The following is a 23544-nucleotide window of genomic DNA, read 5'->3' as shown; positions in this document are numbered from 1 at the left end:
TGAGTGAGAAACAGTGTTCTAACACTGTTTCTCACTCACGACCGGCCGCGGCAGAGGCGAACCGCTCCACCAGGTCAGGGAAGCCGAAGACGGTGATCCGCGCGATGCCGCCCTTGCCGGGGGTCAGGACCGCGAGGCCGAAGGGCTCGCCGCGGTACCAGACCGCCGCCGCGGGCTGGCCGTTCGCGCGGGCCGGGGTCATCTGCCACTCGCCCGGCTCGCCCATTACGTGTCGCAGGTATGCGACACAAGTCCGCTTCCCGGCGAACCACGTCCGCGACGGCACCGGCTCGATCACCGCGTCGTCGCGCAGGACGCTCTCCAGCGCCGCCAGGTCCGAGTTCATGAACGCGCTCATGTACCGGTCGAGGAGTTCGCGCTGCTCGGGCTCGGTGAGGTCGCCGACTTCACCGCCCGCGTCGAGGGTCGCGCGCGCCCGTTGGAGCATGCTCTTCACCGCCGCCACGGAGGTGCCGAGCAGCTCCGCGACCTCGGCCGCCGGAAACGCCAGCACCTCCCGAAGGATCAGCACCGCGCGCTGCCGTGGCGGGAGCAGCTGCAGGCCGGCGATCAAGGCGAGCCGGACGCCGTCGCGGGCCACGGCGATCGCCGCCGGGTCCGCGGACTCCGGGGTGATCAGGGCGTCCGGGATCGGGCGCGGCCAGGCGTCACCCGGCTCGGCCGGGACCGGCGGGGCGTCGGGATCGGTGGCCGGTGCCCCCAGCCCGGACGGCATCGGCCGCCGTCCCCGCTGTTCAAGCGCGGTGAGGCAGGCGTTCGTCGCGATCCGGTAGAGCCACGACCGCACCGACGAACGGCCTTCGAAGCGGTCGTGCGCCCGCCACGCGCGCAGGTAGGTCTCCTGGACGACGTCCTCGGCCTCGTCGGGGGTGCCGAGCATGCGGTAGCAGTGCGCCAGCAGCTCACGCCGGTACGGCTCGAAATCCACGGTCACACTCTTGCTGACCGGCGGAGACGGCGAAAGGAATCGGTCAAGGCGCGGGGCGGACCTCCGGCTGGGGCGCCCGGTCGTGTTTGCGGAACTCGACCCACCGCCGGCTCACGTCGGCCCAGAGTTCCTGCTGTTCGGCGTAGAAGGCATCGAGCCGGTCGCGGCGCAAGTCCGCGGCGGGCGTGGTGACCAGGTGGTAGTCCATCTCGTCGCGCAGCCGGTTCATCCGGTATTGCGTCTCTTCCATGAGCAGCCAGCGCGAGCGCCAGGTGAAGAAGGTCTCGAGGCCGGTCAGCACCGTGACGGTCGCGACCAGCGGCAAGGCGATCGAGGCACGCAGCGGGATCTCGGGGATGCCGAGCACGATCGTCGACAGCGCGGTCAGGACCAGCGCGGAGATCCGCACCCGGGAGGCGGGCTTCTTGAACCGCTTCTTCCGGGAATCGATCCACTCGATGTCCGCGGAGACGAGGTCGCGGAAGCCGAGGAAGGCATCCCGGAGCGGGAGGTCGGGCTGCCGCCCGACCAGCTCCAGGAATCCCCGCTCCGAGGCGAGTTCGGTCGGCGACGAGGTCCGGTGTCGGGGCCACATCGGGCCAGATTCCCGGACGCCACCGTCGCGCGGCAAGCGTCAGGCGACGATGCGGGGCTCGGACGCCAGCCTCGACAGCGCCTGCGTGAGCCGGCGCGCCGCGACCTCCCACTCCTCCAGCGCGCTGCCCCGGCCCAGCGCCGCCGTGCGCAGCGACCGGCGCAGCTCGGGATCGGCGTACCAGCGGTGCAGCGCGTCGGCCAGGGAGAACGGGTCGTTCGGCTCGACGAGCAGCCCGGGCATCTCGCCGTCGGCGTCGACGCCGAGCGCGTCGTAGACCCCGCCGACCTCGGTGGCCAGCACCGGGATGCCGCGGGCCAGCGCCTGCGCGATGAACATGCCGGACATCGGCGCGCGCGCCGGGATGACCAGCAGGTCGGCGGCGTTGTAGGCGGCGCCGAGGTCGACCGCGTCGCCGGCGAGCGTGATCCGGCCGCCGAGACCGAGCCGCTCGATCGACCAGCCGAGCTCGTCGACGTACCCCCGGTCCGCCTCGAGCGAGCCGGCCATGACGCAGGACAGTGCGAGGTGGTCGACCTCGCCGAGGGCCTGGACCAGCAGGTCCTGGCCGTTGCGGCGGGTGACGTCGCCGACGCACAGCAGCCGGGAGACGCCGTCGGCGCCCGCGGCGAGCGGCGCCGCGTCGGTGCCGGGCTTGGCGACGTAGACCCGGCCCGGGTCCAGGTCGTGGCGGTCGATCAGCAGCCGGGCGAGCCACGGGCTGGTCGCGACGACCATCCCGGCCATCCGCAGCGTCTCGCGCTCGCACGCGTCCAGCTCCGCCGCGTGCGCCGGGTCGAGGCCCGGCTCGTCGGCGAGGGCCTGGTGCACCAGCACGGCCAGCCGCAGCCGCCGCGCGTGCGGGACGACGATCTCGGGCACGCCCGAGGCGATCACGCCGTCGAGCAGCACCACGGTCCGATCCGGCAGGGCGGTCAGGGATCTCGCCAGCCGGCGTCTCGACGTCGCGTCCGGCTCCGGCCAGTCGCCGGCGATCGGCAGCTCGAGCACCGGCTGCCCGACGGCGGGCAGGTTCTGGCACATCCGCTTGTCGTACGTGTCGCTCCCGGGCGGCGCCGCCGGGAGGATGAACACCATCGGGTCGGCGGGCCTCATCGCGAGCGCCGGAGCAGAGCGGTGGAACGGGACACGGCAACCTCCAGCGCGGTCGACGACGATGACGGCTCATCTGTCACACGCGGCCGGCGGCGAGTCGGTTCAGCTCTGGACGTCAATCATCCAGACACCGCCCACCTGGATCATCGTGAAGGTGTCGCTCTCGGCCTGGCCACCGTTGTAGAGGACGGTCGCGGTCACCTTGCCGGGGCCGGCTTCCTTGACGTTGGTCGCCTTCACCGACTTGAACTGCTTCCACCAGCTCGTGTACCGCTCGAACGTCTGGTGCCGGGTGGCCTTGAAGTTGTCCGTCAGCAAGTTCCACGCCTGCGCCGGGTTGCCCGGCAGCAGCGCGTAGTAGTCGGAAAGAGCCTGGGCGGCCGTCTTGGTCGACGACACCGGCGAGACGGGTGTCGAGGTGGGCGGCGGCGTGGCCGCCGGCGCCGAACTGGACGCCGGGGAAGGTGACGCCGACGTCGACGGGGTCGCGGAAGCCGAGGTCGACGGCTGCGAGGCAGGCGGGGCGGCGTTGTCCTGCGGCGGATTCTGCCGCACGACCAGCAGGATCGCGACGACGACCGCGACGCACAGCAGGGCCGCGCCCGCACCGACGGCGATCAGGCCCTTGCGCGCGCCCGGCGTCACGGCGGCGACCTCGCCGGCCGGCGGGACGGCGACGGTGGCCGGGACGGTCGGCACGGCCGTGACCGGGGCGGCCTCGGTCTCCGGGAGCGTCGCCGCGAGGACCGACTCGCCCGGCTCCACGTCCGTCAGCAGCCCCCGCAGCTCCTGCTCGACCTCGTCCATCGACGGCCGTTCGGCCGGGTCGGTCGCGAGCATCCGCAGCAGCAGCGGGGTCAGCCGCTCCGCCTTCTCCGGCGGCTCGATCTCCCCGCTGGACGCCTTGTAGAGCAACGCGATCGGGTTGTCCGCGGTGCCGTACGGCGGCTTCCCCTCGACGGCGGCGTACAGCGTGGCGCCGAGGGAGAAGACGTCCGCGGCGAAGTCCGCATCCTCGCCGCGGGCCACCTCGGGCGCGAGGTACGCGGGCGTGCCGGCGATCTCCCCGGTGGCCGTCAGCTTGACGTCACCGATCGCGCGGGAGATGCCGAAGTCGGTGATCTTCGCCGTGCCGTCCTCGGACACCAGGATGTTGGCCGGCTTCACGTCGCGGTGCACGATCCCCGCGCGGTGCGCGCCGGCCAGCGCCGAGCTGATCTGCGCGCCGACGCGGATGGCGTCGTCGACCGAAGCCGGCTCGTCCTGGATCAGGACGGCGAAGCTCTTCGACGGCAGGTACTCCATGACCAGCCAGGGCCGGTCCTCCTCCTCGAGGACGGCGAAGACCGTGATCGCGTGGGAATGCTGCAGCCGGGCGGCGATCCGCGCCTCGCGCATCGCGCGGTTCTTCGCCTCTTCGGTGCGGTGCTCGTCGTGGTCGTGCGGCAGCAGGAGTTCCTTGATCGCCACGGTGCGGCCGAGCATCTCGTCCTGGGCCCGCCACACCGTGCCCATCGCGCCGCCGCCGATCGGCTCGATCAGCCGGTACCGATCGCGGATCCGGCGACTTTCCACGAGCATCCACCATTCTTCGTACGTGCCGACGAGATCCGGCCAGCATGCCAGGATCATCCGCCGGGCGGTACCAACGTAACCGAAAACCTCGGACGGACAGCGCAATCGCGCGCTGTGGCGCTGCCCACCGGGTACCCGGAATCCTAACGAACAACCCCGTACGCCCGATCAAGTGCGTCCAGAATCTCCTTGCGCAGCCCGGCACCGACGGCGATCGTCGACGACGAACCGACCGTGTGCTCGCTGCCGTCGCGGTCCACGACGGCCCCGCCGGCCTCGCGCACGAGCAGCACGCCGGCCATGGTGTCCCAAGGATTGTTGGACAGGATCAGTGCGGCGTCGAGCTTTCCGTCCGCCACCCAGGCGAGGTCGATCGCCGCGGTGCCGAGCATCCGGATCTTCTGCGCCCGCGCGCCGAGGTCCGACAGCAGCCGCAGGCGCGTCGCGTTCTTCTCCTCGGCCAGACGGCCGATCGCGAAGTCGCCGACGGCGATCATGGCGTCCGACATCTCCGTCGCGACCGACGCGCCGACGCGCTCTCCGTTCGCGAAAGTGCCTTCGCCGCGCGACGCGGTGTACGTGACGCCGAGGTACGGCAGGGCGATCGCCGCGACTGTGCTGTGCTCGCCGTCGACCAGCGCCAGGGAAATCCCGCAGAGTGGAATCCCGCGGGCGAAGTTCGCGGTGCCGTCGATCGGGTCCAGGGCCCACCAGCGGCCGCCGTCGCCGCCGCTGCGGCCGCGCTCCTCGCCGAGGACGCCGATCTCCGGCGTCTCGGCCGTGAGGAACTCCCGCAGCGCGTCCTCGACCGCCGTGTCGACATCGGTCACCAGGTCGCGATCACCTTTCGCGGAAACGGAAAAAGTCGGGCGCGACCGGACGATCTCCGTCGCCTTCGCCACGGCTTCGCGCGCGACGTCGAGTAGTGCGGCATGCTCGCTCATGACTCCAACCTAGTGAAGGGACGTGCTCATGACCGACCTCTTCCCGCTCGCGACCACGGCCGACGAGCAGCAGCGGGGCGCGGGGGTCGCGGTGCTGCCGGTCGGCAGCTTCGAGCAGCACGGTGCGCACCTTCCCCTGGCGACCGACACGGTCATCGCGGCGACCCTCGCGAAGGCCGTCGCCGAGGCGTACCCCGTCCTCCACCTGCCGCCGATCACGATCTCGTGCTCCCACGAGCACGCGGCGTGGGCCGGCACGGTGAGCATTTCCGCCCGCACGCTGCACGCCGTGGTCACCGACGTCGCCGCCTCGCTGAAGGCGTCCGGGGTCGGCCGGCTGGTACTGGTCAACGGGCACGGCGGCAACTACGTACTGTCCAATGTGGTCCAGGAGGCCGCCGGCGCGATGGCGCTGTTCCCCGGCGTCGCCGACTGGCAGGCCGCGCACGCGGCCGCCGGCCTGCGCACGTCGCTGGACGACGACATGCACGCGGGCGAACTGGAGACGTCGATCCTGCTGCACGCGCACCCGGACCTGGTCCGGCCCGGCCACGAGACGGCCGATCACGTCACCGACCGGGACCACCTGCTGACGCTGGGCCTGCGGGCGTACACGGAGTCGGGGGTGGTCGGCCGTCCTTCGCTGGCGAGCGCGGCGAAGGGCCACGTCGTGCTGGACACGCTGGTCCAGCGCTTCGCCGGCGTCCTCGAGGTGCTCGGCTCGTCGTGAGTGGTCAGGGCGGTTAGAACCGCCCTGACCACTCACGAGCGTCAGTTGCCGGCGAGGGCCTGACCCAGGTGCGGGAGCAGGTGGTCCATCCGCTCGGCCTTCGTCCGGAGGTAGCGCAGGCTCTCCGGGTTCGGCGGAACCAGCAGCGGAACCTGCTCGCTGATCCGGATTCCGTAGCGCGTGAGCTGCTCGACCTTCTTCGGGTTGTTCGACAGCAGCCGCACCGACCGGACCCCCAGGTCCTGCAGGATGCCCGCCGCCGCGTGGTAGTCGCGGGCGTCCACCGGCAGGCCGAGCGCCACGTTCGCGTCGACCGTGTCGAGGCCCTCGTCCTGCAGCCGCATCGCCTTGAGCTTCGCGAGCAACCCGATCCCGCGGCCCTCGTGGCCCTGGACGTAGACCAGCACGCCGGAGCCCTCCTCGACGATCCGGTCCAGCGCCGCCGCCAGCTGCTCGCCGCACTCGCAGTGCGTCGAGCCGAAGACGTCCCCGGTGAGGCACTCGCTGTGCACCCGGGTCAGGGTGCCGAGCTCGGCGATCTCGCCGTACACCAGCGCGACCTGCTCGATGCCGGTGCGATCGAGGTAGCCGACCGCGCGGAACGTCCCGTGCCGGGTCGGCAGCCGGGTGTCGACCACCCGCTCGACCACGGCGCGGTGCGGCAGGTCCCCGATGGCGTCGCTTGCGGTCATGACTTCAACCCCACTTCCGATTCGATCCCGGTGTCCGCCGCGGTGCGCGGAGCAGGCAGGACACCGGTGTGCGGAGCGCGGGTCACGCGGAACCCGGCGACGCTCCGGACGAGCAGGACACCGGCGCCGGGCAGGCTCGCGACGAGCGTGAGCACGCCGTAGACCACGGCGACGGTGACACCTTGGGCGGCCCCGAGCCCGGCCGCGCCGAAGAGCAGGGCGCAGACGCCCTCGCGCGGGCCGAAGCCGCCGACGTTGAGCGGGAGACCCATCGCGAGCAGCGCGAGGATCATCAGCGGCACGAGCTGCCCGACCGGCGCGTCGACCCCGGCGACGCGGGCGGCGACGACGAACAGCGCCAGGTGCCCGGCCAGCGTCGCGGCCGACAGGAAGCCCACGCCGGGCCAGGTCTCGCGGGTGAACAGGCCCAGCCGCAGGTCGGCGAGGGTGACGGCGAAGCCGCGGCGGACCTTCGACGGGCTGTGGATCCAGCGCCCGCCGAACACGCGGCCGGCGATGACCGCGGCGACGGCGGCCAGCACGACGACCACCCCGGTGACCGTGACGACCTCGCGGAACGCGCCGGGCACGACCCCCGGCGACACCAGCACGACGGTGACCGCGGACGCGATCAGCACGAGCTGGCCGGCGGTGCGCTCCAGGACGACGGCGCGCACGCCGCGCGGCACGTCGCCGGAGTCGCGGCCGTGCTGCACCGCGCGGTGGACGTCGCCGAGGACGCCCGCGGGCAGCACGCCGTTGAGGAACAGCGCGCGGTAGTAGTCGGCGACCGCGGTGCGCAGGGAAAGCCGCAGGCCGAGCCGGGTGGCGACGATCTGCCAGCGGCCCGCGCTGAACAGCGTCGTCGCGAAGCCGATGACCAGGGCGGCGAGCACGCCGGGCGTGCTGATCCGCCCGAGGCCGTCGAGGAAGGCGGCGCTGCCGAGCTGCCAGACGAGGACGCCGAGGATGCCGAAGGCGCCGAGGATCCGCAGCCAGGCCAGTGCGCGCTTCACGCCGCCACCTCCAGGCTCGGCGGCAGGACCAGCAGGTCGTCGTGGTGGATCACCGCGTGCAGCTCGCCGGCCCGGGCCATCTCGAGCCGCCGCTGCAGGTAGACGTCGGCGACCGGGCGCAGCTCCGGCAGCTGCTCGACGGCGGCACCGACCCAGCCCTCGAGCCACTGCGCCTGCAGTTCGGCCTGGTCCGGGCCGAGCCGCCAGGCGCTGGCCCCGCGGACGACGGTGGCACCGAGCCGGCCGAACGCGGTCGCGGCGACGTCCACCGCGGTGGGGCCGAGGAGCCGCCTGCCGCCGGTGAGCCGGCGCTGGTGGGCGTTGAACGCGGCGACGAGGGCGGGATCGAGCGGGTCGGCGGGCGACAGCTCCACCACGCCGGTGACCGAGAGCGTCAGCAGCGCCGCGCAGCCCGCTTCGGCGATCGCCGTGGCCAGCGCGGTGACCTCGTCCCTGGTCAGCAGGTCGAGCAGCGCGGACGCGACGACCAGCGACGTCCCGGCGAGGTCCGCGGCCCGCAGCTCGGTGACGTCGCGCTCCTCGGCGACGACGTCGACGGGGCTGCCGTCGAGCGCCGTGGCCGGCAGGGAGGTGCGGGCGCGGGTGAGCAGCTCGGCGTCGTGGTCGTGCAGGATCCAGCGCTGCGTGCCGGGCAGGCGCCCGGCCAGCCAGCGGCCGAGCGAGCCGGTGCCGCAGCCGAGGTCGCGGATGACCAGGTCGCCGTCGGCCAGGCTTTCGCGCAGCGTATCGACGAGTTCGGTGGCGCGGGCCGCGGCGTCGGCGGGTTCCCGCAGGTACAGCCAGTCCGGCGCGAACGCGGTCATGCCGCCGCCTCCTGCCGCTGCAGGACCTCGGCGATCCGGCGGGCGGTGTCGTCCCAGCCGGTCAGGGTCTCGCGACGCAGCTTCGCCGACGCGCGCAGGCGGGTCCGCAGGTCGGGCTCGGTGAGCCAGCGGCGCAGGGCGGCGCCGAGCGCTTCGACGTCGTCGCCGGGCACGAGCATCCCCGGGATCGAGCCGTCGGGCGCGACGCCGACGGTGTCGGGCAGCGCGTCGACGTCGGTGGTCAGCACCGGCACGCCGCGGGCGAGGGCCTCGGTGACGACCATGCCGTACGTCTCGGCGCGCGAGGGCAGCACGAGCAGGTCGGCGGTGTGGTAGGTCGCGGCCAGCGCGGCGCCGGTGCGGGGACCGGTGACGGTGAAGCGGGCGCCGAGCCGGTGCTCGCGCAGCCGCTCGACGTACTTCGTCTCGCGCCGGATCCCGCCGACGCACTCGCAGGTCCAGCGCAGGTCGGCGACGGTTTCCAGGGCCTGGGCGAGCACGCCCTGCCCCTTGCGCGGGGTCACCGTGGCCACGCAGACCAGGCGGGACATGCCGTCGGTGCCGATGGCCGGCGGTGCCGGGTCGACGCCGGGCGGCACGGCGTGCACGCGGTGCGGGGCGAGGCCGTGGTGGCTCACCAGCCGGCGCGCGGCCCACTCGCTGGTCGCGACGACCGAGCTCGCGGCCCGCAGCGTCTCGCGCTCGAGCGCGTCGAGCTCGGCGGCCAGCGCGGGCGGCAGGCCGGTCTCGTCGGCCAGCGGCAGGTGCACCAGCACGGAGAGCGAGAGCCGGCGCGCCTGCGGGACGATCACCTCGGGCACGCCGCAGGCGACCAGGCCGTCCAGCAGGACCGCGGACCCGGTGGGCAGCGCGGCCAGCAGGTGGCCGAGCACCGCGCGGGCCTCGGTGTCCGGGCGCGGCCAGGTGCCGGAGACGGCGATCTCGTGCACGTCGAGGCCGGCGTCGGCCAGCCGGTCGCACATCCGGCGGTCGTAGGTGTTGCCGCCACTGGGGACGGTCACGTCGTCGACGTCCCCCGGGAGCACGACGTAGAGGCTGTTCACAGCGCACGCTCGTAACTCGCCCACGCGACGTGCGACTCGTGCAGCGCGACGGCGATGCCTTCGAGGCCGCGCGCGCCTTCGCCGAGGCGGCCGGCGTGGACGGCGTCGGCGAGGCGGTCGGCGATGACCTTCGCGAGGTACTCGGTGGAGGTGTTGATGCCCTTGAACACCGGCTCGTCGTCGAGGTTGCGGTAGTTCAGGTCGCTCAGCACCGCCCCGAGCTCTTCCGTGGCCTTGCCGATGTCGACGACGATGTTGTCCTCGTGGAGCTCGGCGCGGCGGAAGGTCGCATCCACCACGAAGGTCGCGCCGTGCAGGCGTTGCGCGGGTCCGAAGACTTCTCCGCGGAAGCTGTGGGCGACCATCACGTGGTCACGGACGGTGATGCTGAACACCAAGACCTCCGATGCGTTCGGGTGGACGTGGTCACTGCGGCTGATACATGACACGGAGGCAGAGGGCGGAAAGTTCATTCGCGGCGAGCCTGGGTAGCACCGACGGAAGATCTTCAAACATGCACTCGCCGGTGACCAGCGCTTCGAAGGCCGGATCGGCCAGCAGCTCGAGGGCGAGGGCGAGCCGCTGGGCGTAGTCCCGGTCGGGCCGGGCGACCGTGCCGACCTGGCTGCTGCGGATCGTGAGCCGCCGCGAATGGAAGTTCTCGCCGAGCGGCACGCTCACCCGGCGGTCGCCGTACCAGGACAGCTCGACGACCTCGCCTTCCGGAGCGAGGAGTTCGAGCGCCTTGGCGAGTCCTTGTTCGGACGCGCTGGCGTGCACGACGAGGTCGCAGTCGCTTTTTGCTTCGTCGGGGGTCGCGAAGTCGACGCCGAGGGCCTCGGCGATCCCGGCTTTGCCGGGGTCGACGTCGATCAGCTGCACGCGGGTGGCCGGGAAGCCCTGCAGCAGCTTCGCGACACTGCAGCCGACCATGCCGGCGCCGATCACCGCGATCCGGTCGCCGAGCTTCGGCTTCGCGTCCCAGACGGCGTTGACCGCGGTCTCGACGGTGCCGGCGAGGATCGCGCGGCCGGGCGGGACGGTGTCCGGCACCGGAGTCACGGCGCTCGCGGGGACGACGTACGCGGTCTGGTGCGGGTAGAGGCAGAAGACCGTCTTGCCCTCGAGGTCGGCCGGGCCCCGCTCGACGACGCCGACGTTGAGGTAGCCGTACTTGACCGGGCCGGGGAACTCGCCCTCCTGGAACGGCGCGCGCATGACCTCGTGCTGGCTCGCCGGGACGCCGCCGCGGAAGACGAGGGTTTCGGTGCCGCGGGAGACGCCGGAGAAGAGCGTGCGGACGAGGACTTCGCCGTGTTCCGGCTCACGCAGCGGCACAGACCGGATCGCGCCTTCGTCGGGTCTTTGAACCCAGAAAGCCTGTTCCACGTGTTCTCCTCTGCAGGCGACCGGAGGCTGGTGTCGCCGTCACCCTATGAGCAGCCGTGCCGATTCGCGGAGTGAAAGATGATCAAGAACGGACTTCTCCTACGCTCTGCGGTCCCGGTGTGGGTGCTCGCCGCCGGGGCCGGTTTCCTTCCCCCGCTCGCCTGGGCGACCGGGACCGTGTACGGCCTCGCGCTGGTGCTGCTGACGGGCTGGGGCCTGCGGCAGAGCGGCCGCGGGAAGTTCGGCCCGGCGGACTGGATCACGTTCGCCCGCGCGGTCCTGGTGGGCGGCGCGGCCGAGCTGATCGCCGACGGCGGCCACCCGCTGTGGCTGCTGGTCGCGCTGGTCGCGGTGGCCCTGGCCATGGACGGGTTCGACGGCCAGGTCGCCCGCCGCACGGGCACGGCGTCCGAGTTCGGCGCGCGGTTCGACATGGAGGTCGACGCGTTCCTGATCCTGCTGCTGTGCATCCAGGTGTCTCGCACGCTGGGGCTGTGGGTGCTGGCGATCGGCCTGATGCGGTACGCGTTCGTGGCCGCTTCGTGGGCGTTGCCCTGGTTGACGGCTCCGCTGTACCCGAGCATGGCCCGGAAGACGGTGGCCGCGGTGCAGGGCGTGGTGCTGGTGGTGGCCGTTTCCGGCCTGCTGCCGTGGGCGGTTTCGTTCGGTTTCGTGGTGGCCGCGCTGGCGTCGCTGGTGTGGTCGTTCGGCCGGGACACGGTGTGGCTGGCCCGCCACCGCGTGCCGACGTCGGAACCGGCCCGGATCGTGGAGATCACCCGCGCGACGCTGCGGCGCCCGCACGGGGCGGTCTGGCGGAGCCACAACCAGGCGGCTTAAGCCGACTCGCGGGCCGTGTCGACCGCTCAATCACGCGAGTCGACCCTCCAGACACACGAGCCGACCCTCCAGTCACGCGGTCCGGCCGCGGAAGGCACTGCCGGGCCGCCCAACCAGGCCGCTTAACCCGACTCGCGGGCCGCCCGGGCTCGGCGTTTGCCCTCGTGCATCGCCACCACCCGGGCGATCGGGATCGTGTGCCCCTCCGCCACCAGGTCCTCCGGCAGCACGAACGGCTCGGGCATCTCCTCGGTCCAGGCGTCGGCACCGTCGCCCAGCAGCCCGGGCGCCGTGTGCACCGTGAAGTCCCCCGGCTTGACGCTGTCCAGGTCGGCCCACCGGACCGGGAACGACACCGGCGCGCCCGGGCGGTGGCGGGGGCTGTACACCGACACCACCGTCGCGCCGCCCGCCCGGGTCGAATCCAGGAACACCTTGCCCTCGCGGCGGTCCTTGACGAACTCCGTCGTCCCCAGCGACGGGTCGATGCGCTCGGCGCGGGCCGCGACCGCCCGCGTCGCCGCCGCGATGTCCTCGATCGGCTGGCCCGGCGCCAGCGGCACGAAGACGTGGACGCCCTTGGAGCCGCTCGTCTTCACCGCGCCGTCGAGCCCGTCGTTGCGCAGTGCTTCGCGCACCAGCTTCGCGGCCCCGACGGCCAGGGTGAACGGTCCGTCGGTGGGCGGGTCCAGGTCGAGGATCAGGTGCGTCGGGCCGCTACCCGGGTCGCCGCGGTGGAGCGATGTGTGGAACTCGATCGCCCGCTGGTTGCCGAACCAGATGAGCGTGCGGAGGTCGTTGCACAGCGCGTACGTGACGTCCCGTTTGGACCGCTCCGCCCACACGGTCGCCCGCTCGACCCAGTCCGGGGTGTACTTCGGCAGGTTCTTCTGCATGAACGGGCCCTGTCCACGCAGCACCCGCAGCACCGTGAGCAGCCGGTCGCGCGTCTGCGGGAGCATCCGGTCGGCGACGGCTTCGAGGTAGTCGAGCCACTCCCGCTTGGTCACCCCCGCGTCGGGGAAGACCTCCTGGTCGAGACTGCTCAGCTTGACGCCGTGCCGGACCTCGTCGCTGCTCATCGGCCCACCTTCGCGCCCGCGCGCGAGGCGGTCAACTCCCGGCGAGCCTTCAGACCAGCGGCCGCCCGGTGCGCAGCCGGCGGCGCAGATCCCAGAGGCAGAGGTTGAACGGGAACCGCCGCACCGCGGCCGGCAGCAGGCGGGTGACCCGGCCGAGCGTGGCGAGGAGCGTGTCGAACCGGCGCTGGTCGGCCGCGGTCCACGGCAGGCGCATCTCGTCGCGGAAGCGCTGCGGGAGGAAGCCCGTCGTGACGAAGCGGTGGAACCGCCGGCCCGGCGCGGCGACGACCGGGTGCAGGAAGCGCAGGTCGACGATGTCGGTGAGGTAGCGGCGGACGGTGTCGTCGATGCCGACCTCCGCGAGCCCGGCGGCCCAGTACTCCTCGAAGGCCGCGCGGTCCGCCGGCCACATCTCGGGCCGGACCTGCAACGTCGTGCCGAGCGCCGCGGCCTCGCCGTAGAAGTGCGCCGGCTCGCCGCCGACGAACGCGAGGTAGACGTCCTCGAAACCCTTGTAGAGGCAGGCCGCGACCCACAGCTGGAGATCGGTGTCGAAGGCGTTGTAGGCGACCGGGCTTTCGGCGGTCGAGTGCACCTGGGCATGGGCTTCGTTGACGCCGCGGCGGTACGCGGCGCGCTCGGCGTCGGTCCCCATCGTGGCGACGGCGAGGTAGGTGAGCGTGGTCCGCGTCCGCTTCATCGGGTGGCGGAAGAGGTTGCCGCTGTCGACCTTGCTCTCGAGCACGCCGTACCCGACGGGCGCGCGGGAGAGCTGCATGATCACGTTCGCGCTGCCGGCGAGCAGCCCGGCGCCGACGACGGCGTCCTGGAGGGCGGTATCGGTCATCGTGACGCCTCCTCGTCCTCCAGGAAACGACACTGTTGACGATGTGTCAAGAGCGGTAATCACCCCGGGCGAACGCGATCAGCGCCCGCGCGGCCGGGCTCAGCGGGCCGTCGGTGCGCCAGGCCAGCGCCAGCACGCCGCGCAGCCCGGGCCCCGCGATGGTGACGACCCGCAGCTCCGCCTCGTGGTAGCGGGCCAGCGACTCCGGCACCACCGCCACCCCGAGCCCCCGCGTCGCGAGCTGCACCAGGACGTTCGGGTCGGCCGCCTCGAACGCGATCCGCGGCATCAGCCCCTCGCGCGCGAACGCGGCGTCCAGCGCCGTCCGCAGGCCCGTGCCCTTCGGCAGCGCCATCAGCGGCAGCCCGGCGAGGTCCGCGATCACCACCTCCGCACGGTCGGCCAGCGGACCCGAGGGTGCCGTCACCGCCAGGAACGGCTCGTCGATCAGCACCTGCGTCGCGATGCCGGGCGGCGGATCCGTCGAGAGACCGACCACCGCCAGGTCGAGCCGGCCCTCGCGCAGGGCCGCCAGCATCGTGTCCGAGTTGGCCTCGGACAGCGTGATCTCGACCGCCGGGTAGCGCTCGTGGAAGCGGGCGAGCAGGTCCGGCAGCCGGACCGGGCCCGCCGACGTCACGGCGCCGATCGCGACCTGGCCGCGGACCAGGCCGGCCAGCTCGTCGACGGCTTCGCGCACTCCCTTCACCGCCGCGAGTGCCGCACGCGCGTGGGGCAGCGCGGCGGCGCCGACGTCGGTGAGCCGGACCGTGCGGCCCGAGCGGTCCAGCAGTTCCTGACCCAGCTCGCGCTCCAGCCGCCGGATCTGCGCGCTCACCCCGGGCTGGGCGACGTGCAGCCGTTCGGCCGCGCGCGTGAAGTTGCCTTCCTCGGCGACCGCGACGAAGTACGCGAGCTGGTGCAGTTCCATAAGCACTGATTCTAGCTGGTAGACAAACCAGATCTTGGACTTCTGATCGCTCCGGCGTGAAGCTGGGAGCAACGAAAGGAGCCAGGAATGCACACCCTTCGCCCTGGTCAAGACGGGTACACCGAAGAGGTCGCCGGCTTCCAGACGTCCGTCGCCACCCGGCCCGCAGTGGTCGTCGCCGCCGAGACCGCCGAGGACGTCGTCGCCGCGGTGGAGTACGCCGCCGAGCACGGCCTGACCGTCTCCGTCCAGGCCACTGGACACGGCCTGACCGCCGGCACCGACGGCCTGCTGATCAGCACGCGCCGGATGACCGGCGTCGAGATCGACCCCGACGCGAAGACCGCACGAGTCGGCGCCGGCGTCCGCTGGGGCGCGGTGATCGAAGCCGCGGCGAAGCACGGGCTGGCCCCGCTGAGCGGCTCGTCACCGGACGTCGGCGTCGTCGGCTACACGCTCAGCGGCGGCTTCGGGCTGATGGCCCGACGGTTCGGCCGCGCGGCCGACCACGTGCGCGCGATCGACGTCGTCACCCCCGACGGCGAGCTCCGCACGGTGACGCCGGGGTCCGAGCTGTTCTGGGCCCTGCTCGGCGGCCGCGCCGGCTTCGGGATCGTGACGGCGCTCGAGTTCGGCCTGGTCCCGGTGGCCGAGCTGTACGGCGGCGGGCTGTACTTCGACGCCGCGGACCTGCCGGCGGTGCTGCGTGCGTGGCGGACGTGGGCGATGACCGCGCCCGACGAGCTGACGACGTCGATCGCCGTCGTCCCGCTGCCCGACCTGCCGTTCCTGCCGGAGCCGATCCGCGGGAAGCACGTCGCGAACGTGCGGATCGCCTACCTCGGCGAGGACGGCGACTCGGCGGTGGCGCCGCTGCGAGCCGCCGCGCCGGTGCTGCTCGACACGCTGAAGCGGTTGCCGTACACGGATTCGGGATCGATCGCGAGCGATCCGCCGCACCCGCACCCCTACCACGGGACGAACGCGACGGTGGAGGTGCTGAACGACGGGATGCTGACGTCGATCGTCGAGCACGCCGGTCCGGGCGCGCCGGTGGCGACGGTGCTGATCATCGACCGCCTCGGCGGCGAACTGGCCCGCCGTCCCGCGGCCGGCGTGGGCTGGGACTCGGCGGCGGAGTTCGTGGTGCGGGCGCTGTCCGTGGTCGAGGACGGCGTGGACCCGATCCGCCGGGCGCACGCGAAGCTGTTCGACGCGCTGGCGCCGTGGTCGACGGGCCGGCTGCTGCCGTTCCTCTACGGCGAGCACCCGGCCGGAGACCTGGCGACGGCCTTCCCGGCCGGCGACGTCGCCCGGCTGAAGCAGCTCAAGGCGAAGTACGACCCGGCAGGGCGGTTCGGCTGACCCGCCTCCCGCCGGCCGCGCTCCGGTGCGGCCGGCGGGACGGGACGTCAGCGCTCGAGGACGACGATCGGGATGACCCGCGTGGTCTTCTTCTCGTAGTCGGCGAAGCCCTCGGCGTGCGCGACCATGCCCGCGTAGAGGCGGTCGCGCTCGGCGCGGTCGGCGACCACGGTGGCCGTGGCCTCGAACGTCTCGCTGCCGACCTCGACGGTCACCTTCGGGTTGGCGACGAGGTTGTGGAACCACGCCGGGTTCTTCGGTGCGCCGCCCATGGACGCGGCGATGACGAGGTTGTCGCCGTCGCGGGTGTAGACCAGCGGCGACAGGCGCTCTTCCCCGCTCTTCGCGCCGATCGTGGTGAGCAGCAGCACGTTCTTGCCCTCGAACATGCCGCCGACCACGCCGTCGTTGGTCCGGAACTCCTCGACGACCTGGTTGTTGAATGCGTTCATGTCGGCTGGCGCTGTCATGGAATCCCCTGTTCTGACCGGTACGCTCGTTCGTGGCCCGAGGTAGGCTCGGGACATCCGAGAAGTGTTTGCTTTGCAAACAAAGCTACCGACGGGAGGCAGGCGGTGTCAACGGAGGCCGGGTTGAGTCTCGAAGACGGCGTGCGCCGGCTCCTGCTGCTGATGCCGCGCCTGGTGGGCCGCGCGAAGCGGACCCCGGTCCCCGACGAGCTGGACGGCTGCGCGCTCGCGCCGCGGCACCTGTCGCTGCTGTCGATCCTGCTGTTCGACGGCCCGATGACGGTCACCGAGCTGGCCGGCCGCCTGGAGGTCGCGCCGACGACGGCGAGCCTGATGGTCGGCGACCTCAGCCGTCAGGGCGTGCTGAACCGCGACGAGGACCCGGCGGACCGCCGCCGCACGATCGTGAGCATCACGCCGGAGCGACGCCCGGCGGTGGACGCGTGGCTGGCACGCGGCGCGCAAGCGTGGAGCAACGCGCTGGCGCCGTTGACGCCGGCCGAGCGCCGGCTGGTGATCTCGACCCTGGAAGCCTACGAACACGGCGCCTGCGAGGGCCCCACCTGCTAACGCCCCAATGTGGCGTTCGGTGCGTCCCACGCACCCAATGTGGCGTTCGGTGCGCCCCACGCACCCAACGCCACATTGGGGCGCTCGGGCTCAGTCCTCCGTGCGCTTCTCGCGCGCCAGTTTCCGCTGCGCCTCCGCGCGTTCGCGGCACTTGCGCAGGAACTCGTCGTCGTCGTCCGGGTTGCCGGCCGCGAAACGGCCCGGGCGGTCGTACTCCGGGTACGCCGGCGCGTTCCGCTCGTACGGGCCGCGCGCCCGCGTCACCTGCTGCGGCCGCCCCGCGACCAGCCAGATGATCGACCCCACCAGCGGCAGCACCAGCACGACGAGCAGCCACAGCCCCTTCGGCAGGTTGCGGCAGGACGACTCGTCCGTCGTGATCACGTCGACCAGGCAGAAGATCCACAACCCGAGCGTGACGATGCCGATCAGACCATCGAAATACAGCATTTCCGCGCCTTCCCCAGAAGATGAACGCGGTAATTCTTAGCAGAACCCGGCCACGGTTCAGCCGCGGGTCACCCGCAGCACCGCGGGCATCCGGAGATTCGGCGACGACACCCACGCCGTTTCCGCTTCTGTCAGGCGAAACCCGCGCAGCGCCTGGAGAACGCCGGTCGCGAGGGCGATCGCGTGCCGCGAACCCGGGCATTCGCGCGGCCCGGCACCGAACGGCGTTCCGGTCAGCGAGACCGTGACGTCGGAGCCGTCGACGCGCCGGCGCGTGGCCACCACCGGCGGTTCCGCCAGCAATTCCGCGGGCTTTCCCGCCAGCGAAGCGGAAAGCGCGTTCCCGATCAGCCCGGCCGTGGCGTCGCAGGCCTGGACCAGCAGACCGATCCGCGCCGCCGTGAGTTCGGTCGGTCCGCCGCAGGCCGCGATCAGCCGGCCCACCGCGGCTTCGGCGTCGGCGTCCGGCGTCACGTGCGGGTGGTAGGCGGCCGCGACCGGGACCACGTCCGCCGCGACGCCGGGCAGGCCGAGCGCCTCCGCGAGCACCCCGACCGGCACCGGCCGCGCGAGCACCGCCATCACGTCGGCCTCCTCGACCGCACTCATGATTTCGACGGTCCGCGCAAAAGCCTTGTCCCGCAAGGAATCCGGATCGACCGCGGCCAACAGGGACACCCCTAGCGCCCGCCGTCGCGCGTGGTCGGAACCATTGCTGAAGCGGGCGACCGAAGCCCGTAACCAGGCGACACTTCCCGGGGGGACGTCAAGGGGCACCGGCGGAACCGGAGCGGCGAGCGAAGTCATGCGGCGAAGGTAGCCACCGGAAACGTCGGCGTCGGCCGAAGTGATCAGAGCAGCGACGCCGGGAACCACGTCGCCTGCGGGCCGCCGCAGCGCGTGGTCCGCGGGACGGCGTGCTGGAACCACCACGCCTCGGTGACGCGGCCGTCCGGCAGCCGGTACGTCGGCGGCCCGGCGACGCGGGCGAGGCCGGCGGCCTGCAGCGACCGCGCGCTCGCGACGTTGCCGACCTCGGCGCCGGCGCGCACCCGCGGCAGGCCGAGGTGGTCGTGCGCCAGGGTCAGCCCGGCCGCGAACAGCACGCGCCCGTTGCCGCGGCCGCGGTAGTCCGGCGCGAGGTAGCCGCCGGTCTCCGGGCCGCCGTCCTCGCCGGTGTGCACGCTCACCAGGCCGACGCACCGGTTGGCCTCGACGTCGATCATCACCAGGTCGATCGACTGCGGATCGGGCGACACCCAGTCCGGGCCGGTGCCGGGCACGACGCGCAGCGCGTCCGCGCGGGCACCCCGGGCCACGATCGAGTCCGGCAGCCAGCCGAGCCAGCGCTGGGCGGCGGGGTCGCTGCCGCAGGCGACCGCGGCGGCGTACTCCCACGCCGTCGGCGTCCGGAAGAGGAAACGCCCGCTGCGCAGCACGTGGCCCTGCCGGTCGCAGGCCCGCTTGGTCATCAGGCGGCCGCGGCGGGTGAGCCGGTCGAAGATCCCCTTGGTGGCTGGCAGCATCGCGGCGAAATCGTAGCGGAGCGATCGGCACGGGAGTTGTTATTGTGGCCCGATGACGGGGCCTCTGGCCTCTACCAGCGGGAACGCGATGATCGTGGGACATACGTGGGACGAAGGGCCTACTACGAGAGGCCCCGATGCGCTCCCAGACACACCCTATCGCCCTTCGTTCCCTCGCCCTCATCGTCGCGCTCGCGGCCATCGCCAGCGTGCTCGTCGGCCTGGCCCCCGCGCACGCGGCCGCGGCGCCGTCCTGCGATCGCGCCGCGCTCGTCGACACGCGGCTCGCACAGCTCGGCCGGTTCGGTGTCGAGTGGCGCGTCGGCCCCACCCGGCCTGACGCGTGGGGCGTGGCGCGCCCCGACGAGGGCGTGACGGTGTCCGAGGTCGTGCCATGCAACCCGGCCCTGATCCTCTCCATCGTCAACCACGAGTGGATGCACACCCAGCAGCAGCGCGCCTACCCCGACAGCCGGCTCCGCTCGCGCGCGTACGGCCGGAACGTCGAGACGGTCGCGGACTGCGGGTCGCTGCTGCTCGGCTCGCGGTACACGCCGTACCTCGACGCCCGGGCGCGGGAGACGTGCCGAGCGGTGGTCGGGTGCACGGCGTTCGAAGACGGCGCGGCGCGCCGGCTGCTCGCGGCGGCCGGCCAATGAGCGCGGCCAGTCTGCAGCGGGAGCAGCGCGACGAGCCGATGTACATCGGCGGCACGACGGACTACCGGGTCTACCTCGACGGCCGTTGGGTGGGCTGGGTCGGCGACGGCCGGGAGTGGCGCGGCTGGCGCTACGGCGCCCGCCGGTGGTGGGCGTGCTGGCGGGAGGACGGCGACACCGCGGCCCGCTGGAACACCGGCCTCGAGCATGGCAGCCGGGCCGCGGCCCTCGCCGCGCTGCTCGATCAGATTTCCGCGGCAAGTGCGTAACACGGCGAGCTAGATCACCGACTCTGGCGAGTACTCCTGACGGAAAGGTGAACACGTGGGCATCATCCGGAAGTCGCTCATGCTCGGCACGGGCGGGCTTGTGAGCGGCAGCAGCAAGAAGCAGCGCGTGGCCAAGAAGTCGCTGCGTGAACTGCAGGCGCAGACGCGACTCCAGCAGCAGGCACTCAAGCAGCAGGCCGAGGCACCTGCCGCACCCGCGCCGGCGCCGGTCGGACCTCCGGCGGGCTGGTATCCGTCGCCGACGCAAGATGGCGTGACGCAGTGGTGGGACGGCGCCAAGTGGACGGAGCACGTCCAGCCGACGAGCTAGCGAACGTACCTTCACGGGGCAGCGGGCGAGGTCTGTGCGCCCCTAGGCTGGCGGCATGGCTGTTCACCTTCTCGTGACGACGACGACCCCGGACCGCGCGGCTGGAGCGAAGATCGCCGGATCTGCGGTGTCCGCGCGCTTGGCGGCCACCGCGCAGGTCACCGGTCCCGTGGCGTCGTTCTTCTGGCACCTCGGCGAGCAGGGCGAGGGCGAAGAGTGGAACGTGACATTCAAGACCACCGACGCCCGCTACGCCGAACTCGAAGCGCACATCGTCGAACAGCACCCGTGGGACAAGCCGGAGGTGACTGCCGTCGAGCTCGTACGCGGCTCCGCCGACTACCTGCGGTGGCTCGAGGAGGCGACGAGCTCGGATGCCTAGGCGCCCAGCCGGGCTAGCAGCTCGCCGACCACCGGCGTCGACCGGTACCGCGTCAGCTGGCGAGCTACAGCCTGGATCCTGACGGCCGGGCGCACCGAGCTGACCCCAGCGGCTAGGTCGGCGGCGCGTGTAAGGGTCGCGGCGGCCTGTTCGACCTCGTGGGCGTGCAGGTAGGACGTGGCGAGCCACGTCAGGTACAGCGCCTTGTCCCGCGCGTGCGTGTCATCGAACCCGGCCAACACCTGCTCCAGGACCGGCACGGCTCGCAGCGGGCGGCGTAGCTCGGTCCAGCACCGGCCGGCCATGATGTCGATCTCGGCCTCGTTCACCCAGAACACCCAGTCCGGATCGGGCCGGTCGTCCCGGACTTGCAGCGCTTCACGAGCCTGGTTCAGCGCCCGGTCGGCCTCCTGCGGCTCACGCGCCGTCGCGTGCGCCCACGCCTTCCGTTCGAGGAGCAGGGCGTTCACCTTCGGTGTGGCCATCGGCCGCGCAACCTCGCACGAGTCGGTGGCCAGCGCGGTGCCGCTCTGCGCCGTGGTCGTCTGCTGATAGGCGGCGTAGGCCAGTGCATTCCCGGCGAGGTCGAGCGCCCCGGCCTCCTCGGCGGCGTCCCGGCTGGCGCTGTACAACCGCTGGGCGAGTGCGTGCTGGCCGTGGTCGAACGCCGCCCAGCCGGCCTGCTGCTGTTGCTCGGCCAGCAGCGCGCGCAGCTGCCGGCCGATCTCTATCGCGTGGCTGGATTCGCGGAGCAGCCGCTGCGTGAAATCGACCTCGGCGGAGTACACCGGAAAGGTCTCGGCACCGCCCATGATGTTGTCGAGGCGGCGGAGCCGGGCTGTTCGGCGGCGCAACTCATCGATGTCGGATTGCCCGATCCGGCGCGCGGTCGGCTGTTCGGTGCGAGCCAGCGGAATCGCCAGAGAGGCCATTGCTCCGATGAATTCGCGCCGCTGCACTACCTCTCCCGTCTTCGCCTTCCGCTGTTCTGCACGAGTCGCCACGACAGCTCGCCGAATGTCCAGCACGTCGATTTCGAAGCTCGCAGCGATGTGCTCTTGCCAGAACGGGGTCGGCAACCGTCGCTCGGACTCCCACCGCGACACCTCATTGCGGGTGACGGCCCGCCCGGAGATCGCGGAAAGCACAACGGCCTGATCGGCTTGGGAACGGCCGGCGCCCTTTCGCTGGATTCGGAGCAGTGCGCCGACCCCTTGCTGCTCCACTCGTACTCCTCGCGGTTCGCACCCTGCCAGGTGGCCATCATCGCCTTGGCCCCTGTTTCTGGCCACCCCCGTCGGATGGCCACCTTCTCGGGCTACTCCTACCAGCCATTATCGCTCCTAGCGTCAACGATGTGACGGCACGCGAAGGTGAGCCACCCTCCGTAGACGGGGGCGATGTGAGCGACCGGGTTCCGCCTCAGGACCGGGCCGCCGAGACCCGCCTGTTCACCTCTTCACGCCCCGACCGGACTACGGCGGCTGGCGACCGGTTCCGCCCGGCGTCGGAGATGACCACTCGCGAGTGGCAGGCCGCGCGCGCCGAGGTTCAGCGGTGGTGGCCGAGGCAGAGCCGGTATCCGTCGTGACCTCCCTCGACGAGCGGCCGCGCACACGCCTGAACCTGCTGCCTCCCCTCGCGCGCTGGGAGTGGCGCCTGTTCGAAGCCGACGGACGAGCCCACCTCTACCTGGTCGCCGAGTTGAACGACCGGCGGTTGGACCTGCTACGGCCCTGGTGTCTGCTCGGCCCGGGATATCCGCTCGAGCACGACCGGCCGGGTATCGGTCCGCGCGGCCTGATCCCGCTCCGCAGCCAGGCTTGTCCCTCGTGTGCTGCGCACTCGTGGGCCAGACTACCGCACCCGCGCACGCCTGGTGGCGGGTTCGCAGGTGACCTGTTCGAGGTGGTGACCCGTGGACGTACATGACCGCCGCCTGCTCGCCGGACTCGCCAAGGTGAACACCGAGATCGGGCGCGTCACGGTCGAGCTCTTGACCTTGCAGCCCGATGACGCCGCCTACGCGGACGGGCTGCGCACGCTCGGCCGTCAACTCGTCGGCATCGGCGCCGAACTTGCCGCCCGCGCTGGCCAGCTCGACGGCCTACAGCCCAAGCCTCACGAGCTGCTCACGACGGCAGAGCCACCTGACGAGCCGTCGTGAGCTCCCGGCCGGCGCGCTCGCCCTCCCCTGCGCGCCGGCCGGGTTCCAGGCCGCCGCCCACACCGTGCCGTGCGCGGCGGAGTCGGGGCCCGGTGCGCGGCTACGGCCGGCCTTGCCGGGCGCATCGGCCCCGAACTCACCCTGCCCATTCGCTGAACCCAAGGACGGCCGATGCCGCGCAACCCCGCAGGACCCGGACCGACAAGGCCGGGGCCGGGCAAGGACAGGCCCAGCAGCCCTACCCGCGACAATCCCGCCCCGCAGCGCGGCCCGATCCAGCCGCCGCCCCCGCGGCGCTAGGAGAAGCCCATGCCGAAGAAGCCCGGCGGTCGCCGACGGGACCGCCGCAGCTGCCTCGCCGGAGGCCAGGACGGGAGCGTGGTCTACGACGGACTGGCCGGAAGCTACCCGCCGCAGCAGCCGGCCGGCCCAACCCGACCGGGCGGCCCGTACCGGTCGAACTTGTTCCGCTGGCTGCAGCACCCGCCGGAGCAGGACGACGAGAGTTAGGATCGAGCCCATGCGGTCGACTCGGGAAATGCGCAGGCTGGTGGCGGTGTTGCTCGCGGGAGCAGCCGAGGCACGCTTCTACCCCGAAGACCTGCGCCGCGACGCGCAGGTGCACAGCAGGCTGCTATACCCGATGCTGAACAAGCTGCAGGACCGCGGCTGGCTCACCGACGGGTGGGATGAACCCAATCAGACCCACCGCTACTACGTCCTCACCGACGATGGTCGGCGCGAACTGGCCCGGCCGTAGT

Annotated in this window: 30 protein-coding genes; 11 read left to right on the top strand and 19 right to left on the bottom strand. The window is 72.4% G+C overall.

Annotated features, from left to right (window positions below; genetic code table 11):
• Positions 1-31: 31 nt before the first annotated feature.
• The 5 genes from QRX60_RS17220 to QRX60_RS17200 form a co-directional block, all read right to left on the bottom strand.
• A complete protein-coding gene (locus QRX60_RS17220) occupies positions 32-955 on the bottom strand; it encodes an RNA polymerase subunit sigma-70 (RefSeq protein WP_408630236.1) in 924 nt (307 codons plus the stop codon).
• Positions 956-992: 37 nt separating this feature from the next.
• Positions 993-1544 carry a DUF4231 domain-containing protein gene (locus QRX60_RS17215; protein WP_286001786.1) on the bottom strand — a complete coding sequence of 184 codons (552 nt, stop codon included), beginning with the start codon at positions 1542-1544 and terminating at the stop codon, positions 993-995.
• Positions 1545-1583: 39 nt separating this feature from the next.
• The gene (locus tag QRX60_RS17210; RefSeq protein WP_286003617.1) at positions 1584-2642 is read right to left on the bottom strand and encodes a glycosyltransferase; all 1059 of its coding nucleotides are present in this window, start codon (positions 2640-2642) and stop codon (positions 1584-1586) included.
• 120 nt (positions 2643-2762) lie between these two features.
• Positions 2763-4241 (bottom strand): serine/threonine-protein kinase, encoded by a 1479-nt coding sequence (locus QRX60_RS17205; protein WP_286003616.1) that lies wholly within the window; start codon positions 4239-4241, stop codon positions 2763-2765.
• Positions 4242-4378: 137 nt separating this feature from the next.
• Positions 4379-5179, bottom strand: a complete 801-nt coding sequence (locus QRX60_RS17200) for an inositol monophosphatase family protein (protein ID WP_286001785.1) — start codon at positions 5177-5179, stop codon at positions 4379-4381.
• A gap of 28 nt (positions 5180-5207) precedes the next feature.
• On the opposite strand from QRX60_RS17200, the gene QRX60_RS17195 reads away from it, so the two are divergent.
• On the top strand, positions 5208-5909 hold the full coding sequence (locus QRX60_RS17195; protein ID WP_286001784.1) for a creatininase family protein: 702 nt from the start codon (positions 5208-5210) through the stop codon (positions 5907-5909).
• A 41-nt stretch (positions 5910-5950) separates the two neighbouring features.
• Here the strand turns inward: QRX60_RS17195 and ribA are convergent, their stop codons facing one another.
• Genes ribA through QRX60_RS17165 form a run of 6 tightly spaced genes read right to left on the bottom strand, consistent with a single transcriptional unit; the run spans position 5951 to position 10894 of the window.
• Entirely contained in the window at positions 5951-6601 is a 651-nt protein-coding gene (ribA, locus tag QRX60_RS17190; RefSeq protein WP_286001783.1) for a GTP cyclohydrolase II, read from the bottom strand.
• Positions 6598-7617: a lysylphosphatidylglycerol synthase transmembrane domain-containing protein gene (locus QRX60_RS17185; protein WP_286001782.1), complete on the bottom strand. Its 1020-nt coding sequence runs from the start codon at positions 7615-7617 to the stop codon at positions 6598-6600. Before QRX60_RS17185 ends, ribA begins: the two co-directional genes overlap by 4 nt.
• Positions 7614-8441 carry a methyltransferase domain-containing protein gene (locus QRX60_RS17180; RefSeq protein ID WP_286001781.1) on the bottom strand — a complete coding sequence of 276 codons (828 nt, stop codon included), beginning with the start codon at positions 8439-8441 and terminating at the stop codon, positions 7614-7616. The genes QRX60_RS17185 and QRX60_RS17180 overlap by 4 nt, the downstream gene beginning before the upstream one ends.
• The gene (locus QRX60_RS17175) at positions 8438-9505 is read right to left on the bottom strand and encodes a glycosyltransferase family 4 protein (RefSeq protein WP_286001780.1); all 1068 of its coding nucleotides are present in this window, start codon (positions 9503-9505) and stop codon (positions 8438-8440) included. The genes QRX60_RS17180 and QRX60_RS17175 overlap by 4 nt, the downstream gene beginning before the upstream one ends.
• Positions 9502-9900 (bottom strand): 6-pyruvoyl trahydropterin synthase family protein, encoded by a 399-nt coding sequence (locus tag QRX60_RS17170; protein ID WP_286001779.1) that lies wholly within the window; start codon positions 9898-9900, stop codon positions 9502-9504. Before QRX60_RS17170 ends, QRX60_RS17175 begins: the two co-directional genes overlap by 4 nt.
• A 31-nt stretch (positions 9901-9931) precedes the next feature.
• Positions 9932-10894, bottom strand: coding sequence for a zinc-dependent alcohol dehydrogenase (locus QRX60_RS17165; protein WP_286001778.1), 963 nt, complete (start codon positions 10892-10894; stop codon positions 9932-9934).
• 78 nt (positions 10895-10972) lie between these two features.
• Between QRX60_RS17165 and QRX60_RS17160 the strand changes: the two genes are divergently transcribed.
• On the top strand, positions 10973-11734 hold the full coding sequence (locus QRX60_RS17160) for a CDP-alcohol phosphatidyltransferase family protein (protein WP_286001777.1): 762 nt from the start codon (positions 10973-10975) through the stop codon (positions 11732-11734).
• 122 nt (positions 11735-11856) lie between these two features.
• Here the strand turns inward: QRX60_RS17160 and QRX60_RS17155 are convergent, their stop codons facing one another.
• Genes QRX60_RS17155 through QRX60_RS17145 form a run of 3 tightly spaced genes read right to left on the bottom strand, consistent with a single transcriptional unit; the run spans position 11857 to position 14594 of the window.
• Positions 11857-12816 carry a DNA polymerase domain-containing protein gene (locus tag QRX60_RS17155; protein ID WP_286001776.1) on the bottom strand — a complete coding sequence of 320 codons (960 nt, stop codon included), beginning with the start codon at positions 12814-12816 and terminating at the stop codon, positions 11857-11859.
• A gap of 49 nt (positions 12817-12865) precedes the next feature.
• Positions 12866-13663: an oxygenase MpaB family protein gene (locus QRX60_RS17150; protein ID WP_286001775.1), complete on the bottom strand. Its 798-nt coding sequence runs from the start codon at positions 13661-13663 to the stop codon at positions 12866-12868.
• A gap of 46 nt (positions 13664-13709) precedes the next feature.
• Positions 13710-14594: a LysR family transcriptional regulator gene (locus QRX60_RS17145; RefSeq protein ID WP_286001774.1), complete on the bottom strand. Its 885-nt coding sequence runs from the start codon at positions 14592-14594 to the stop codon at positions 13710-13712.
• Between the two features lie 87 nt (positions 14595-14681).
• Here QRX60_RS17145 and QRX60_RS17140 point away from each other — a divergent pair, with 87 nt between their 5' ends.
• Positions 14682-15959, top strand: coding sequence for an FAD-binding oxidoreductase (locus QRX60_RS17140; protein WP_286001773.1), 1278 nt, complete (start codon positions 14682-14684; stop codon positions 15957-15959).
• Positions 15960-16006: 47 nt separating this feature from the next.
• Here the strand turns inward: QRX60_RS17140 and QRX60_RS17135 are convergent, their stop codons facing one another.
• Positions 16007-16429 (bottom strand): nitroreductase family deazaflavin-dependent oxidoreductase, encoded by a 423-nt coding sequence (locus QRX60_RS17135; protein WP_286001772.1) that lies wholly within the window; start codon positions 16427-16429, stop codon positions 16007-16009.
• Between the two features lie 105 nt (positions 16430-16534).
• Between QRX60_RS17135 and QRX60_RS17130 the strand changes: the two genes are divergently transcribed.
• A complete protein-coding gene (locus QRX60_RS17130; RefSeq protein ID WP_286001771.1) occupies positions 16535-16999 on the top strand; it encodes a MarR family winged helix-turn-helix transcriptional regulator in 465 nt (154 codons plus the stop codon).
• Positions 17000-17089: 90 nt separating this feature from the next.
• Here QRX60_RS17130 and QRX60_RS17125 read toward each other — a convergent pair whose 3' ends face one another.
• The 3 genes from QRX60_RS17125 to QRX60_RS17115 form a co-directional block, all read right to left on the bottom strand.
• Positions 17090-17449: a PLDc N-terminal domain-containing protein gene (locus QRX60_RS17125; RefSeq protein ID WP_286001770.1), complete on the bottom strand. Its 360-nt coding sequence runs from the start codon at positions 17447-17449 to the stop codon at positions 17090-17092.
• A gap of 57 nt (positions 17450-17506) precedes the next feature.
• Complete coding sequence (locus QRX60_RS17120; RefSeq protein WP_286001769.1) at positions 17507-18058, bottom strand: cytochrome P450 family protein; 552 nt, start codon at positions 18056-18058, stop codon at positions 17507-17509.
• 242 nt (positions 18059-18300) lie between these two features.
• The gene (locus QRX60_RS17115; RefSeq protein ID WP_286001768.1) at positions 18301-18975 is read right to left on the bottom strand and encodes a GNAT family N-acetyltransferase; all 675 of its coding nucleotides are present in this window, start codon (positions 18973-18975) and stop codon (positions 18301-18303) included.
• Between the two features lie 209 nt (positions 18976-19184).
• Between QRX60_RS17115 and QRX60_RS17110 the strand changes: the two genes are divergently transcribed.
• Genes QRX60_RS17110 through cutA form a run of 4 tightly spaced genes read left to right on the top strand, consistent with a single transcriptional unit; the run spans position 19185 to position 20616 of the window.
• The gene (locus tag QRX60_RS17110; RefSeq protein ID WP_286001767.1) at positions 19185-19634 is read left to right on the top strand and encodes a hypothetical protein; all 450 of its coding nucleotides are present in this window, start codon (positions 19185-19187) and stop codon (positions 19632-19634) included.
• The gene (locus QRX60_RS17105) at positions 19631-19903 is read left to right on the top strand and encodes a hypothetical protein (RefSeq protein WP_286001766.1); all 273 of its coding nucleotides are present in this window, start codon (positions 19631-19633) and stop codon (positions 19901-19903) included. The genes QRX60_RS17110 and QRX60_RS17105 overlap by 4 nt, the downstream gene beginning before the upstream one ends.
• 55 nt (positions 19904-19958) lie before the next feature.
• Positions 19959-20234, top strand: coding sequence for a DUF2510 domain-containing protein (locus QRX60_RS17100; RefSeq protein WP_286001765.1), 276 nt, complete (start codon positions 19959-19961; stop codon positions 20232-20234).
• Positions 20235-20289: 55 nt separating this feature from the next.
• Positions 20290-20616, top strand: coding sequence for a divalent-cation tolerance protein CutA (gene cutA, locus QRX60_RS17095; protein WP_286001764.1), 327 nt, complete (start codon positions 20290-20292; stop codon positions 20614-20616).
• On the opposite strand, the gene QRX60_RS17090 is transcribed toward cutA, so the two are convergent.
• Complete coding sequence (locus QRX60_RS17090; RefSeq protein WP_286001763.1) at positions 20613-21842, bottom strand: hypothetical protein; 1230 nt, start codon at positions 21840-21842, stop codon at positions 20613-20615. The genes cutA and QRX60_RS17090 overlap by 4 nt on opposite strands.
• A 692-nt stretch (positions 21843-22534) precedes the next feature.
• Here QRX60_RS17090 and QRX60_RS17085 point away from each other — a divergent pair.
• The 3 genes from QRX60_RS17085 to QRX60_RS17075 all read left to right on the top strand — a co-directional run bounded on the left by QRX60_RS17085 (position 22535) and on the right by QRX60_RS17075 (position 23543).
• Complete coding sequence (locus QRX60_RS17085; protein ID WP_286001762.1) at positions 22535-22783, top strand: hypothetical protein; 249 nt, start codon at positions 22535-22537, stop codon at positions 22781-22783.
• Between the two features lie 309 nt (positions 22784-23092).
• Positions 23093-23293, top strand: a complete 201-nt coding sequence (locus QRX60_RS17080; RefSeq protein WP_286001761.1) for a hypothetical protein — start codon at positions 23093-23095, stop codon at positions 23291-23293.
• Positions 23294-23321: 28 nt separating this feature from the next.
• Positions 23322-23543: a helix-turn-helix transcriptional regulator gene (locus QRX60_RS17075; RefSeq protein ID WP_286001760.1), complete on the top strand. Its 222-nt coding sequence runs from the start codon at positions 23322-23324 to the stop codon at positions 23541-23543.
• Position 23544: the final 1 nt, after the last annotated feature.

Origin of the sequence: Amycolatopsis mongoliensis (genome assembly GCF_030285665.1) — a bacterium.
Lineage (GTDB): Bacteria > Actinomycetota > Actinomycetes > Mycobacteriales > Pseudonocardiaceae > Amycolatopsis > Amycolatopsis mongoliensis.
Note: the sequence above shows the minus strand (reverse complement) of the source record. Positions and strands in the feature narration are given on the sequence as shown.

Bases quoted from the DNA above. Each gene is read 5' to 3' on its own strand.
- QRX60_RS17120 (WP_286001769.1), bottom strand. From the start codon at position 18,058: ATGAGTGCGGTCGAGGAGGCCGACGTGATGGCGGTGCTCGCGCGGCCG.
- QRX60_RS17150 (WP_286001775.1), bottom strand. From the start codon at position 13,663: ATGACCGATACCGCCCTCCAGGACGCCGTCGTCGGCGCCGGGCTGCTC.
- QRX60_RS17080 (WP_286001761.1), top strand. From the start codon at position 23,093: ATGCCGAAGAAGCCCGGCGGTCGCCGACGGGACCGCCGCAGCTGCCTC.
- QRX60_RS17195 (WP_286001784.1), top strand. From the start codon at position 5,208: ATGACCGACCTCTTCCCGCTCGCGACCACGGCCGACGAGCAGCAGCGG.
- QRX60_RS17145 (WP_286001774.1), bottom strand. From the start codon at position 14,594: ATGGAACTGCACCAGCTCGCGTACTTCGTCGCGGTCGCCGAGGAAGGC.
- QRX60_RS17140 (WP_286001773.1), top strand. From the start codon at position 14,682: ATGCACACCCTTCGCCCTGGTCAAGACGGGTACACCGAAGAGGTCGCC.
- QRX60_RS17205 (WP_286003616.1), bottom strand. From the start codon at position 4,241: ATGCTCGTGGAAAGTCGCCGGATCCGCGATCGGTACCGGCTGATCGAG.
- QRX60_RS17115 (WP_286001768.1), bottom strand. From the start codon at position 18,975: ATGCTGCCAGCCACCAAGGGGATCTTCGACCGGCTCACCCGCCGCGGC.
- QRX60_RS17135 (WP_286001772.1), bottom strand. From the start codon at position 16,429: ATGACAGCGCCAGCCGACATGAACGCATTCAACAACCAGGTCGTCGAG.
- QRX60_RS17105 (WP_286001766.1), top strand. From the start codon at position 19,631: ATGAGCGCGGCCAGTCTGCAGCGGGAGCAGCGCGACGAGCCGATGTAC.
- QRX60_RS17155 (WP_286001776.1), bottom strand. From the start codon at position 12,816: ATGAGCAGCGACGAGGTCCGGCACGGCGTCAAGCTGAGCAGTCTCGAC.
- QRX60_RS17125 (WP_286001770.1), bottom strand. From the start codon at position 17,449: ATGCTGTATTTCGATGGTCTGATCGGCATCGTCACGCTCGGGTTGTGG.
- QRX60_RS17160 (WP_286001777.1), top strand. From the start codon at position 10,973: ATGATCAAGAACGGACTTCTCCTACGCTCTGCGGTCCCGGTGTGGGTG.
- ribA (WP_286001783.1), bottom strand. From the start codon at position 6,601: ATGACCGCAAGCGACGCCATCGGGGACCTGCCGCACCGCGCCGTGGTC.
- cutA (WP_286001764.1), top strand. From the start codon at position 20,290: ATGGCTGTTCACCTTCTCGTGACGACGACGACCCCGGACCGCGCGGCT.
- QRX60_RS17210 (WP_286003617.1), bottom strand. From the start codon at position 2,642: ATGGTGTTCATCCTCCCGGCGGCGCCGCCCGGGAGCGACACGTACGAC.
- QRX60_RS17215 (WP_286001786.1), bottom strand. From the start codon at position 1,544: ATGTGGCCCCGACACCGGACCTCGTCGCCGACCGAACTCGCCTCGGAG.
- QRX60_RS17180 (WP_286001781.1), bottom strand. From the start codon at position 8,441: ATGACCGCGTTCGCGCCGGACTGGCTGTACCTGCGGGAACCCGCCGAC.
- QRX60_RS17200 (WP_286001785.1), bottom strand. From the start codon at position 5,179: ATGAGCGAGCATGCCGCACTACTCGACGTCGCGCGCGAAGCCGTGGCG.
- QRX60_RS17075 (WP_286001760.1), top strand. From the start codon at position 23,322: ATGCGCAGGCTGGTGGCGGTGTTGCTCGCGGGAGCAGCCGAGGCACGC.